This window comes from Oculatella sp. LEGE 06141, assembly GCF_015207605.1.
In the GTDB taxonomy this organism is placed as follows: Bacteria; Cyanobacteriota; Cyanobacteriia; order Elainellales; family Elainellaceae; genus Oculatella.
Genome location: NZ_JADEWO010000056.1, coordinates 1 through 13,789, shown reverse-complemented (window position 1 = coordinate 13,789; position 13,789 = coordinate 1). Strand labels below are relative to the sequence as shown.

9 protein-coding genes and 1 pseudogene are annotated in these 13,789 nt (G+C 48.2%); 5 read left to right on the top strand and 5 right to left on the bottom strand.

The features are described from left to right. Positions 1-294 precede the first annotated feature (294 nt). Positions 295-1,176, top strand: coding sequence for a hypothetical protein (locus IQ268_RS25755; RefSeq protein ID WP_228035731.1), 882 nt, complete (start codon positions 295-297; stop codon positions 1,174-1,176). Positions 1,177-1,410: 234 nt separating this feature from the next. Here the strand turns inward: IQ268_RS25755 and IQ268_RS25750 are convergent, their stop codons facing one another. Next, complete coding sequence (locus IQ268_RS25750; protein WP_193885224.1) at positions 1,411-2,802, bottom strand: CHRD domain-containing protein; 1,392 nt, start codon at positions 2,800-2,802, stop codon at positions 1,411-1,413. 777 nt (positions 2,803-3,579) lie between these two features. After that, positions 3,580-5,832, bottom strand: a complete 2,253-nt coding sequence (locus IQ268_RS25745) for an MMPL family transporter (protein WP_193885222.1) — start codon at positions 5,830-5,832, stop codon at positions 3,580-3,582. Positions 5,833-6,873: 1,041 nt separating this feature from the next. Here IQ268_RS25745 and IQ268_RS25740 point away from each other — a divergent pair. Both IQ268_RS25740 and IQ268_RS25735 read left to right on the top strand, forming a co-directional pair. Continuing rightward, positions 6,874-7,356 (top strand): SRPBCC family protein, encoded by a 483-nt coding sequence (locus tag IQ268_RS25740; RefSeq protein ID WP_193885220.1) that lies wholly within the window; start codon positions 6,874-6,876, stop codon positions 7,354-7,356. A gap of 43 nt (positions 7,357-7,399) precedes the next feature. Next, a complete protein-coding gene (locus IQ268_RS25735; RefSeq protein WP_193885218.1) occupies positions 7,400-8,605 on the top strand; it encodes a zinc-dependent alcohol dehydrogenase in 1,206 nt (401 codons plus the stop codon). Between the two features lie 440 nt (positions 8,606-9,045). On the opposite strand, the gene IQ268_RS25730 is transcribed toward IQ268_RS25735, so the two are convergent. Continuing rightward, complete coding sequence (locus IQ268_RS25730; protein ID WP_193885216.1) at positions 9,046-9,807, bottom strand: Uma2 family endonuclease; 762 nt, start codon at positions 9,805-9,807, stop codon at positions 9,046-9,048. 132 nt (positions 9,808-9,939) lie between these two features. Here IQ268_RS25730 and IQ268_RS25725 point away from each other — a divergent pair. Continuing rightward, positions 9,940-10,172 (top strand): annotated as a pseudogene (locus tag IQ268_RS25725) (transposase); the annotation flags it as partial. Positions 10,173-10,258: 86 nt separating this feature from the next. Here the strand turns inward: IQ268_RS25725 and IQ268_RS25720 are convergent. Beyond that, positions 10,259-12,700, bottom strand: coding sequence for a glycoside hydrolase family 65 protein (locus IQ268_RS25720; RefSeq protein ID WP_193885214.1), 2,442 nt, complete (start codon positions 12,698-12,700; stop codon positions 10,259-10,261). A 12-nt stretch (positions 12,701-12,712) separates the two neighbouring features. Beyond that, on the bottom strand, positions 12,713-13,435 hold the full coding sequence (locus IQ268_RS25715) for an HAD family phosphatase (protein WP_228035730.1): 723 nt from the start codon (positions 13,433-13,435) through the stop codon (positions 12,713-12,715). Positions 13,436-13,443: 8 nt separating this feature from the next. Between IQ268_RS25715 and IQ268_RS33105 the strand changes: the two genes are divergently transcribed. Continuing rightward, on the top strand, positions 13,444-13,566 hold the full coding sequence (locus IQ268_RS33105; protein ID WP_255527281.1) for a hypothetical protein: 123 nt from the start codon (positions 13,444-13,446) through the stop codon (positions 13,564-13,566). Positions 13,567-13,789 lie beyond the last annotated feature (223 nt).

Genomic DNA, 13,789 nt, shown 5'->3' with positions numbered 1-13,789 from the left:
TCCAACTTCAGTGTCCAAACTGCACCTGAGGCAGAGGGTAAGTGAGTATTGCAACTGTTAACTTATATTTAGGCTAAAGCGTTAGGTGCTTTACAAATCCAAATCAGCGTCCTTTTCGTTCAGTGCGGTTTAGCTCTCATTGAATTAACCCTTCGATGTCTACCTTCTGATACCTTTTGATTCGTTTCAAATCAAAAGAAACTTCAGAGTGCAGAGGCTAATCACGTATTACTACGCTTTTACAAACCAATAATAGCGATGAACACTCAACCATCCTCAGACACTTTTTTAAACTTGACTAGAATCAAAAACAACTTTTGGTTTCTAGGTGTTTTATTGTTAGCGTTTGGTATTGTCGATCGCAGCAGCGCTGCCGTTGCAGACAACTACTTTTCAACCAGCGATTTCCTTCAACTCTCATTAGTTGCGCTGTTGTTTGGTGCGTGGCTCTACCTGAAACCGGGTCTTAGCTTCGCCAGCTTTGTTACTCCTTCAGAGGAAACCAACGCGTTCCATTCCGCATCAAATCAGGATGCAGCATATATCCAAACGGCTCAAAAACGGATGCAAGAACTGCGCGACCAGCATCTAATCAGCCAGAAATACACGCTTGCCTTTCCCTATGTCTGTCAAATTTACCACCTGTTGAATTTGAAACATCTAGAAAAAGTGCATAGCTTTAGTTTGAGTAACTTGAGAGTTATCAAAGTCAGTCATTTCGAGCCAACCAAAATTGGCGGAACTCTAAAGTTTCAGACGATGCTTGATTCGCCATTCAACGCACTGCGGATCTGGAGACAGCCGATTGTTGAGGTAGATTTGACGCTTCACACGCCTTACATGGTCGAGTTGAGTATTCCGGTCTACAACGACAAACGCATCACTGTGATTTTCAATGTGTTGCCATTAAGCCGCGACGAACATCAACTGTTCATTGATATCTACAGCAATTTGAAGTACCCCAGGCCATTAATGCAAATGCTGCTGCACACAGCTTCTTGCCTGACATTATTTGAAGATTTGCCTTATTTGCACAAACTCTCTGAACGCAGCATTCACCGTCTAGTGAGCCTAAACCGCATCTCCGATCACGAAACCATGCTCTTATTCCGACGCTTCGTTGATTTGTATCAGTCTACAGCAGAATCGGCTTATCCCGTGTCAGCCACTGTATGATATGTAGCTGGCTAAGATTGCTGCACTCACCCGTACAACCCCAACGCACCCTCGTTAGGTCAAAGTAATTCGTTCTCAGGTAGATGCCATTGATTTAGGTATACCATGCAACGCGACACAGGAAGTAGAGCCTGTTGTGGTTTGAACCGCAACAGGCTCTCTTTTTAGGATATCATCATGGCAGAATGCAGGTCTTAACTCAGTTAGAGGAGAGCATTTCGGAAATGTGTGAGGTTACAGGCGCACAACGTTCTTGTTTGCATTACCCCGCATTTCTCCATTGGCGAATCCACCTTTGCCATCACCATCCAAGTCAACATTGGTGTGAAGGTTCATGTAAAGGTTGCCAGCCAGGAATGCCGCTTGCTCCTCTGGTGACAGGTTGAAGTCACCGCTGATTGTGCCGCTCTTGGCATCGACTGGGTCAACGTCAAAGTAGCGAATCACTGTAGCATCGGCAAAGTTGCCGCGATCGTCACCAGCGGTACTAAAGTGCATGTGAAGGCCAGTGATTTTATTGCCCTCCACGTCTTCCGGAACTCGCAAGAAGCCTTCAACTAGTGCTTCTGCATTTCCACCATTAAAGGTGGCCGTTGGATCAATGGTGGTTTCACCCTGGCTAAACAGTGGCGCACCGTCAGCGTTCTCGTACTTGCCGCTAGCCTTCAGATTGCCATCCTTTAGCTCAAAGTTGACGGTGAACTCGCCAGGACTATCGGTGGCAAAGGGAAATTCCTCACCCGATGTCATTGCATTTAGCTTGAAGCCATCGTTACCGACATAGAGGAAGTCGTCACCGCTTCCACCCGCTAATCTGTCGCTCCCTTTTGTTCCATTCAGTTGGCCATCGCCTCCATCCTGGATGTTGATATTGCTGAATCGATTCTGGTCTATTTTCTCCACGGCACCTTCACCCAGCAGTTTGAAGGTAGATTCAGTGATTGCTGACTCATCTGCGAAGGTTAGAGCCGCAAGAATATGGTTTGTTGTTTTGTCAACAATCAGCACATTGTTTTCGGAATCAAGAGGCTGGTCAAGCCCACCTTTTCCAGGATTATTTCCTTTAACAATGGCAATGTCATCGAACGTCAAACCATCTGCCAGGACAAACTTATCATCCTTCTCAAAATCAAAGATCTTGTTGGTGGTTTCTTTACCCAGGACAACGGTGTCTCCACCTCCACCCAGGGTCATGACGTTGAATCCACCACCAGTTCCCATGATCAGATCTTTGCTTCGTGATCCAATCACCACATCATTTCCAGTGCCACCGTCAAGGAAATCGCCTGTCCGGCCAATGCGGGTGTTTAGGTCTTTCACTATTTGAGTCTTACTGGAATCGAGCCCCCTGGCGCTGCTAAGCAGTTCTTGTGAGACATGGGGGTTGGAGTTGCCAGTGGTATCAGGAGCGTGATCGTGATCGTCAATAGAACCGCTTGAAGCAGGCGCTTTAGGTGCCTCAAATGCATCATCTAGAGCCGCGTTGAAATCAGCTTCTTGTACTGAAGAACCTGTTGAGCCACTTGTAGAACTGCCCGAATCAGCAGAAAGAGAACTAGAGGCATCTGCTGCGCCAAGGTGATCGTGCTGTTCACCTTCTTTGTGCTCGTGCTCATATCCTTCCATGATAGCTCCTTAAAGATCTAGAAAAAGGACAAACCGACGAGATCTACGACTATTACCCTGAGGAACAAACCTCTAAACTGTTGATGTCGCTTAAAACGTTAGGTGAAAGATGCCAAATGAAGTGGTAGATAATCAATCAGTACTGAATACTTAGGGAATAAGCAAATTCAAGTCTAGAGGCTCTGAGTCCCTCTTAGCCGATAGTCGCTCCCTCTGTAGTTCTAGAATATAGCGTTTTCAATGAAGCGACAACAGTAGTTTAAATAAATATCGAGAAACAAAAAGCACCTAACTGGAACTGCCATTACTCACATAGTTCTAATTAACTGTTCCAATTAGCAGCAATCAACAGCATGAATGCGGAATAACAGCGTTTAACGGCTCTATCGACCCATAATAGCTCTAAGGCATGATCTGGCAGAAATAGAGAGTAGGAGCCAGGTACAGCTCCCACTCTCTACTGAATTTCTATCTGTTGATAACTATTTTTGTGTAAGGTAAATTCTTTCATAACAAACTGTCCAAGCTCTTATGCAAAAGACGATCGCCTGGACATAAACCGCCTACTTTAAACGCAGTCATAAGAGTTTATTGATGTGTTACTGAATCAAGCGTTGCTAAAAAAATCTATGAATTTTGTAGGGGCAATGTAATACAATACACCTACAGTAATCGCTTAAACAAACCCTTCATACCTCTATTTGGCAACGCCCTTTGATGAACGTTGGCAACATTGCAATGTAATGTCCAATCTACTATGAACTGAACTCTTCAATCCTAGTCTAGCTTGGTGCTTACTCGCTCAAGGCGCAGAAATTTGGGAGACCACCAGTTCCATTTACCCATTAGATTCATGCTTGCTGGAGCTAACACCGCTCGAACTAAAGTGGAATCAATTAAGACAGCGATCGCAATCCCCAACCCTAGCGCTTTGACAAAGATGATGCTGGTCAGAGCAAATGCGCCTGTGACAATAATCATGAGTAAAGCTGCACTGGTAATGATGCGCCCGGTGCGTTCCAGTCCTTCGGCGACGCTGCGTCGGTTGTTTCCCGACTCGTCGTAGGCTTCCTTGATGCGGGTCAGCAGAAACACCTCATAGTCCATACTCAAGCCAAACAGGACACAGAACAGAACCACAGGCAGCATGATATCGAGGTATCCCAGGGGGGTAAAGTTGAGCCATGTCTGGAAGTTGCCGTTTTGAAAGATGAATACCAGTGCTCCAAATGATGCAGCAATTGACATCAGGTTCAGAAAAATCGCCTTGAGCGGTAAAACCACTGAACCAAACAGAACCGTTAGCGCCACAAAGGTCACGAACATAATGGCGGCCAGTACCCAGGGAAAGCGTTGAAATATAACTTGCATCGTATCGATCGCCCGTGCCGTTTGCCCACCGACCTGAAGCTGAAGCTGATCAATCGATCGATCGCGCAATTCATGAACCAAACCGCGCGTCTCTTCTGCATTACTGTTGGTTTGGCTGGTAACTGTTACTACGGTTGTTGTCTCATTGCTCAAGCGATCGATCAATACAGCCCAATCTGGCAGGGAGACTTGAGCGGGATTGCTATAGATCTGCTGGTAATTTTCCAGGTTAAGCCGTGGATCAATATTCACCAAACTTTTGACGGCTGCTACCCGTGGGTCAGCCTCTAGCTGCTCCACCAACCCGTACAGCGTCTCAATATGTTGAGCCGAGAGGATAGTATCCCCTGGTTCAGTGGTGCGAATAACCAGCACAACGGGAGTGGGTTCACCCTCACCAAAGGCTTGCTTCATCATCTCAATACCCTGGCGCGATTGCACCTGAGCGGGCAGAATGTCTGCTTCACCCAACCCGAATTGGGCACTCAGGAAGGGTGATGCCAGCAGACCAATGATGACAAACACAACCGCTGTTGCCACCAAGCTATGACGCATGATAGTGTGCGCGATCGCGGCCCAAAGCCCATCCCGTTCGGGTGCTGGACGAACCACACGCCAGCGGTTTACTCCTGTTCCTAAAAGCCCTAACAGCGCTGGAACCAGCGTCAGAGCGGCGGCAATTGACATGAAAACGACCAGCGATCCGGCAAGTCCCAGCGATCGCAATAGCACAATGGGAAACAGCAGCAGACTTACCAGACCAATGCAAGTGGTTAAACCTGAGAAAAATACAGCCCGTCCTGCCGTATCGGCTGTGCGTACCACCGCATCTTCAACAGAGCCAGACCGCAACTCCTCGCGGAATCGATTGACCATGAGTAGCGAGAAGTCAATTCCAATGCCTAACCCCAGCATGGTCGTGATATTGATAGCAAAGATAGACACATCGGTGATGGCAGCAATGAACGCCAGCAGACCAAGCGTGACTGAAACGGTCATAATCCCCATTGCTACAGGAAGAGCCGCCGCGATCGCCGAACCAAACACAAACAGTAGAGCAATAAGCGTGAGCGGCAAAGTAATGAATTCAGCTCGGGCTAGATCGGCTTTACTGATGGTTTGGGCATCCCGATCGAATACGGGTTCTCCAGCTAAATAGGTAGTAACCGTAGGGATTTGATTTTCGTCAAGTACGTGCTCAATGCGATCGATGACGAGCGAGCGATCGCGTTCATCCCCATGCAAACTGATCACGCTATAGGCGGTATTTCCATCGCTGCTGAGGTAGCCTGGCTCTATAGGACTGCTGGCTGTTTCAACCGTTGCCAACGTGCGAATTTGTTCGATGACACAATCAATGTCTGCCTGAGCTTCTGTTAAATTTTGGGCTTGGGGACTGGTAAATATTACTGTCAATGTCTCAGGCGAAATCCCTAGTTCTTGCTGAAGCACCCGTTCTACCTGGTATGCTTCTCCATCTTGATAAACTACTCCTGTTCCGGTAAGGGCAGACTCAAGCTGCGGAGTTAATGCCAGGCTCAAGACCAGCAAAATGCTCCACACGCCTATTACAAGACGACGATGCTGGTATACAAGATGTCCAATTTTGCCAAAAATGGATAGGGTTGCCGTAGGTTGAGCAGCGGTTCTTTTAGTCACAGGCTAAGCTTCCTCTAACAGCAACGGACGATACAGCCACATTCCAAACTAGACAGTGTGCATAGCGGGTGTTACGAAATAGAGGGATGAACAGGTTATTCACTGTTGTAGGGGCATTGCACTGCCCGTGCAGAAGGTGTGTATGTATTCAGCAACGCCTGCACAGTGTGTATAGAATCAATCGGCCAGACATAGACATGTATGAGTTGAACAGTTGGGTTGGGATCGGTCTTTTAGGATTGCCCAAGCTTTAAAGCTCGTAGGTTTAGTACGCAACGGTGTCGCAGTTGGATTTAAAAAACAGGTTCAACACGGTTTTGGACGTAGCTGGTTTGCAGTATGAATTCGTTCCCTTTGGGGTCTGGGAGTTGCGAACCTGTCAATGCCCCCGTTCGGCTAAACGCTCGCGTCGAAACCCATTACTGGAAATCCAGGCAGACTTATAGGGTCGAGCCTGGAAGCTAGCAACAAAGGATGCGAGAATTCATCCTGCCATTTACCAACGCCCGACGTTCGTAGGGGGCGTTCTGAAACGTTTTTTGTGGTGGCGATCGCCAACTATTTTCCGTCCTGACTCAGAACATGAAGCTAGAAGTAGTACAAATGAACTAAAATACCCTATTGTGTCCCATAGTCGGTGCAATGGCAGCCCTGAAAAATGGGCAGCAATACGCCATTGGAAGGACGCGAGTATAGGTCTGCCTTTCTAGGATCTTAAAAAGTTGCAAACACAATTTCACTGAACGGTGTTGATTGCAAGGGGCAGTAGAGTCGATCCGTGAGTGTGTCAATTATGTCAGCTCCGTGCCGAATGGCGGTACGGAATCAACTGACCTGCATTCGTCACTCATTCATCATAGGCAGGGAGTGAACAGAGTTACTGTAATGGATTTAGCATTGGGCAAACGCTGGCGAACATTGCATGATTAGTCTTTCCCTGGGGGCTGAACCGCCGTTGAGCCACATCAAAATTGATGCTAATCCATTTGATTGCAGTGAACTAGACCACTCAATTAACGAAAAGCACAGGAGGCACTGGGCATGAGCAAACCGATCAGCGTTAGAAAAACACTGACCATTAACAGGCCCGTAGCGGAGCTTTATCGCTTCTGGCATAACTTTGAGGCATTGCCTCACTTCATGAAGCATCTCAAAGAGGTGAAGGTTTACGACGATAAACGATCGCATTGGATCACCAGTGGTCCCTTAGATAGCACTATCGAATGGGATGCAGAAATCATTGAAGACCGCGACAACGAATTAATTGCCTGGAGATCGGTAGCGGGTGCAGACGTTGACCACTCTGGAGTGGTTCGCTTCCGGCCAACCCCCAACGATCGCGGTACTGAAGTAAATGTGGTTACAGAATACAACCCGCCTGCGGGAGCCATTGGAGATGCGATCGCCAAACTCTTTGGTGAATCGCCTGACCAGCAGCTAGGAGACGATTTGCGCCGCTTCAAAATGCTAATGGAAACGGGAGAAATTGCCACAACCGAGGGACAACCCAAAGGGCATAGCTGATCGTAACGGGTCATTAAAAAATTCATTAAACGAGGAAAAATCAATGAAAGCAGTTTGCTGGGAAGGAACTAATAAGGTACAAGTTGAAACTGTACCTGATCCCAAAATCATTAACCCGCGCGATGCCATTGTAAAAATTACATCAACCGCGATTTGTGGTTCCGATTTGCACTTGTATGACGGCTACAATCCCACCATGAAACCGGGCGATATCCTCGGCCATGAGTTTATGGGAGAGATTGTTGAGTTAGGTAGTGCCTTCAAGAATGGAAACGTTCATAACAACGGCAAGTCGTTGGCTGTTGGCGATCGCGTCGTTGTGCCATTTACCATTTCCTGCGGGAGTTGCTTTTTCTGCAACCGCGATTTGTGGTCGCTGTGCGATAACTCGAACCCTAACGCCTGGATGGCAGAACAAATGATGGGGCATTCTCCATCGGGTCTGTTTGGTTACTCTCACCTCACAGGAGGGTATGCAGGCGGTCAAGCGGAGTATGCTCGTGTTCCCTTTGCCGATGTTGGGCTGTTCAAAATTCCCAATGGATTATCAGACGATCAGGTGCTATTTTTCACCGACATCTTCCCAACCGGATACATGGCCGCAGAAAATTGTGACATTCAGTCCGGCGATACAGTTGCTATCTGGGGCTGTGGGCCTGTTGGACAGTTTGCAATTAGAAGTGCTTTTATGCTGGGTGCTGGACGCGTGATTGCGATCGATCGCGTTCCCGAACGTCTCCAGATGGCAAAAGACGGCGGAGCCGAAGTCCTAAACTACGAAGAAATTGAAGTGGGCGAGGCTTTGAGTGAAATGACGGGTGGGCTGGGGCCTGACTCGGTAATGGACGCGGTGGGAATGGAAGCTCACGGTATGGGTTTAGAAGGCTTCTACGACAAAGCAAAGCAAGCAGTGCGCCTGGAAACCGATCGCCCCAATGTGTTGCGTCAGGCGATCGTAGCGTGTCGCAAAGGTGGCACTGTATCGGTTCCCGGTGTGTACACAGGCTTTGTAGACAAAATGCCAATGGGTGCATTTATGAACAAAGGCTTGACGATGAAAACGGGACAAACCCATGTACATCGGTACTTGCAAACGCTGCTTGACCATGTTCAAAATGGCAATATTGACCCTTCGTTCGTCATCACTCACCGTTTGCCGTTAGAGCAAGCTCCACACGGATATGAGATTTTTAAGCACAAGAAGGATAACTGCATCAAGATCGTACTTAAGCCCGGTCAAACGGTCTAGAAGCATATCTCACACGACAGAAGAGAATGTTGGGCGATCGTTGCTTGACCGTACAGGTTAACCGAAACGAAGCGAATCCCCATCAACTCTTTTTGCTAACGCCCAAAAGCATGAAGCCCCAAATTCTGAAACCGTTCGAGGTGGGGACTTCATGCTGGCGCTAGTCAGCAAAGGCAATTCGAGAGACACTTGCCTTACTGAAGACGTAAAGAGCACGATTTCCGACTCAGAGGCACCTATGGGAATACCACTCATGAGATCGGCACAACTTGACCCGCCCAATTAAACACGTCTGACACTGAGAGATAAGTGTAGGGGCGAAGCATTCGGTAGACAATTTCTCGGTTGTTCCAGCCATCCTGATTTGAATGCTTCGCCCCTACTTTTCAAACACCCTCTGATGTTTCTATCAACGGTAGCTGTTCAATACACTCACAGGCTTACAGCGTATCTGGATCAATACCCAACTCCCTCAACTTATTCGCCAATCGATCAGCCCGTTGCTTTTCCTGCTCAGCCCGCTGCTTTTCCTGCTCAGCCCGCTCATCTCCATTAAAGAGCAAATTGCCGTTGCTATCCCACCAGCGTAACCAGGGCAACGTTTGATTGATGTATTGTCCCTGCCAGATCCCTAGCTCTACACCCATTGGCGCGATTGGGAAGTGTCCCCGCTCGTTGGGAGCACAGCGTTGATAGTGGTTAGCGACCAACTCATATACTTCAACCGCAGCTTTGTCTACTTCGTAAATTGCGTAGAAGGGCACTCGAATCGCCTGTTCGTAAACCCAGAATTTTCCAGCTTTTGATTCATCCCCTGCAAAAGGTGAGGTAGTATCCCGTTCTTCAGAGCCATCTCCAGAGACAAACTCAATCACAATCAAGGGAGCGACGATTTCCTTCCACATCACATAAGAACGCCGCCTTTTTCCATCTAACAACGGCGTCACATTGGGCACGTAAAACCAATCGGGTGCTTCAGCACCACGCTCTGGTGGATCGGTCAGTCGCCAATAAATGCCACAGTCTTGCCCAATTGCATATTGCCCCTCTGGATGAAGAGTGTCGAGAATAGGACGAACAGAATCCGTAAGCAACAGGCTTTGTGGATGCTCCTGAAAATTTTTCACAAACGTACCGTCAGACTCCGGCAACTGTGTATGGTCTGGGAGGGCAAGGGCGGGATCAGATGGGGCGATCGCCATAGGAGCATACCGTCGAGCAAACTATTTTGATCCTAGCTTATCCCCTCCACCTCGAACACGTACCCCTCTTTAATCACTCTAAGGAGAAGAATTTAGAATGGGGATAGAGAGCTTGAGGATGCTTTAGGATGTATGTCTGCTTCGAGAGGGGCTCGACCCGATTCGTTTTGTTGTGAATACTGCCAATTGTATTAAGGGCTATTTCCAGAAGTGCGACGCTTTGAAGCTTTCAAACTCCTACACTTGGGTCTGATCAGTGATATCAAGCGTAAGTCATTGCTTGCGATCGCCAAAGCGGTCGCTTAGACAATCAACAGTCCTTACACCACTTCTTAACTGAATCTCCCTGGAGTGGAGAACAACTGCTCTAACTGAAGAGTTCAGAGATTTACCCGCCACACGCTGCGTCCTTTCGGATGTTGCATCCCATGATTGAGCAACGCTCCAAAACTCAAGGGTCTTTGTCAGCTTCAGCTTCATTACTTGTTTCAGGAGGCATGTCTGTTTTGATGGCTCCCCCTTCCAGCTCAATCACAGGTTTTAGTTCAACGGTCGTTGGGATACCCTTGGTCAGGCAAATATCTTTACCTTGATGCTGAATCAACAGCTCAGTTCCCTGCCGCAGTAGATAAGTTACGGATTCTGCTTGAATGTCAACATCTAATTGGTGGCCGCGAACAGTTAAGGGAAAGCGCAACCGTTTAATGATTTTAGGCAACTTGGGACGGAAGGAAAAGCGACCATTACTGTCTCGAAATCCGCCAAATCCGTAGACTGCCATCATCCACGTTCCCCCCATTGCTGCAATATGGCAGCCATCTTTGACATTACCTGCCACATCTCCTAAATCCATGAGCAAGGCATACTTTGCGTATTCGATCGCCTTTTCCATATAGCCAATTTCGGCGGCAACAATACTTTGAATACACACCGACAGGGAAGAGTCTCCTGTGGTTAGAGGGTCGTAGTAATCAAAATTCCGTTGCTTCTGCTCGGGTGAAAACTCATGTCCTAACAAAAACATGGCCAGCACAATATCGGTTTGCTTAATGACCTGATGTCGATAAATCACCAAAGGGTGAAAATGTAATAGCAGTGGATAGTGATCAGCCGGGGTATTTTCAAAGTCCCACACTTTTTCGTCTAAAAAGCCATCGTGCTGAAGGTGAATTCCCAACGGCTGATCAAAGGGCAGATACATAGCATCAGCGGCTGTCTTCCAGTTTTCCACTTCAGACAGGTTTAAGTTGATTTTGTCGGCCAAGGTGATGAACCGATCGGGATGGCGATCGTGCAGCAGTTCAACGGTCTTAGCCGCATCCCACAGGTTTTCTCGCGCCATCAAGTTGGTGTAGGCGTTGTTATTCACCACAGTGTTGTATTCATCGGGGCCTGTTACCCCGTAAATACAAAATTGGCCGCCCATCCGCTGCGAAAAGAACCCCAGGCTATACCACATTCGAGCCGTCTCGACTAACATCTCTACCCCTTCTTTGAGCAGGAATTCCTCATCTCCTGTAGCGTTCACATACTTTTTTAGGGCATACATGATGTCTGCATCAATATGATACTGAGCCGTCCCGGCGGCATAGTAGGCAGATGCTTCGTCACCATTGATTGTTCTCCACGGAAACAGCGCTCCATCCTGGCTCATTTCCTGGGCGCGTTGTCGTGCCTTGTTCAGCATACTGTAGCGAAACATCAGCAAGTTTTTGGCAATGCGGGGAGCGGTGTAAATTAAAAAGGGCAGGACATAGATTTCCATATCCCAGAAGTAATGCCCTTCATACGCCTGACTGGTGAGTCCTTTAGCGGCAACCCCGGCTCCTTCTGCGCGCGCCGAGGCTTGAAAAATTTGAAACAGATTGAAGCGTAGTGCTTGCTGAATGGCATCTGATATCCCAGTCGGCTGCGTTGGATCTCCTTCGACCTGAATATCACTACGCTCCCAAAACTCATCAAGATACTGCCGTTGACTGATCAACAGATCATCAAAACCATGAGACATGGCTCGCTCGAGCGATCGCTCTGTCCGTTCACATAATTCCGTGCTGGGAGAGCGACGAGAGGTATGATACGCCATGTACTTCACCAGTCGAATCGGAATACCGGGCTGAGCCTCAACCGAAAAGACAACTTTGCCGTCGTCTTCTGAACATCGACTGGTGTAGGAACAGTCCGTTTCGAGTCCATGATCCATCCCACACGCGATCGTCATCTGGCTGTTGCGGGTAATGTGCCCCAATACAATCCGTCGATCTTTGATATAGTGCTGCTGAGGTAATAGAACCCGTTCTTTAAACCCCTTTGCCAGGCGAGGATCGCCCTCACTGGCACGAGCAGACGAGTCATAGTGCATTTCTGAAGAAATGACCACGGGTGCGGCTGCATTGAGAATGGTTACCTCGTAGGAAATAGCAGCTAAATGGCGGTGGGCAAAGGAAACTAATCGGCGCGATCGAATCGAAACCTGCTTACCAGAAGGTGTTTGCCAGAGGACTTCTCGACGCAGTATGCCTCCCTGCATGTCGATCGCCCGTTCGTAGTGCAGCAAATGGGCTGTTGGCAGGTAAAACGGCTCATCATCAACGTACAGCTTCACAATTTTGCTATCGGTAACGTTCACAATGGTCTGTCCCGTTTTAGCAAAACCGTAGGCTTCTTCTGCGTAAACAATTGGCCATGTTTCGTAAAAACCGTTGATGAACGTGCCGTTGTGGCTTACCGGTTCACCTTCCTCAAACACACCTCGTATCCCCAGGTACCCGTTTGCTGTCGAAAACAGGGTTTCCATCTGAGCCATAAACGGCAGATAGAATTGCTTTTCAACCCATTGCCACGGCTCAGGAGGGTAGATGTATCGAGGAGGGTTGATTGGTTCACGCTGTAACATTAGTCTTCCTCGTTAGAGCAACTCACTTAAATCGTGGACAACCCGGTCGGCACCGTTTTGCAGCAATGCGTCAGCGTTTTGGGCACGATCGACTCCTACTACCAGGCCAAACTGACCAGCACGACCCGCTTGAACTCCAGAAATAGCATCCTCCAATACAGCCGCTCGGGAAGGTTCAACCCCTAGCTGTTGTGCAGCCAACAAAAACGCATCAGGAGCAGGCTTGCCCGCCAGGTGCAATTGATCGGAGAGGTTGCCATCCACGATCGCATCGAAGCAATCCTCAATACCAGCCGCTTCCAGAACCGCTTTGCAATGGTGACTTGATGATACAACGGCTATCTTAACCCTCTGGTGACGCAAGCGATGAACCAGGGCAATCGACCCCTCGTATACTTCGATCCCCTGAGAATGCAGCACTTCATCAAAATAAACATCTTTGAAATTGCCAAGAGCGCACACGGTGTCATAGCCTGGTGAATCGGCTGGATCGCCATAGGGCAACTGCATTCCTCGCGATGCTAAAAAGCTTTGAACGCCGACGTAGCGCATCTTTCCATCAACGTACAGGTTATAGTCGTTGATAATGTCGAACGGTTCAAACGGCTCCTGTGTTTTTGCCGCTTGCTGTTTCAGGAAATCATCAAACATTCGTTTCCAGCAAGCCGCGTGAATCTTTGCCGTTGCCGTCAGTACTCCATCTAAGTCGAACAAGGCGGCATCAAATTGGCTCAACGTAATTAGTGAATTGGGTTGGTTCATGGTATCTGGCAGCATCCATTTACGTCACGGTTCGGCAAGACCTCCTCCAGTCGGTAGCGATCGAGCAAAACAACAGTATTTTGCTGTCGAGCGATCGCTATTGAAAGCCATCACGTTTAATCGTAGTTGCATCCAAAATTCATCGTCACTACCCTCAGGTACAACGTTACTGAACCAGCAACCGATTTACTCCTCCGTCAACTGGCTTAAGGGATATCGCTGCTGACCAGCATGAACCATTGTTTCATATGGAAGTCTTATCTACCATTTGGGTAGGCAACGCATGGTTTGCGCGTTCAGCAGGTATCCAAATACGCCATGCTGACC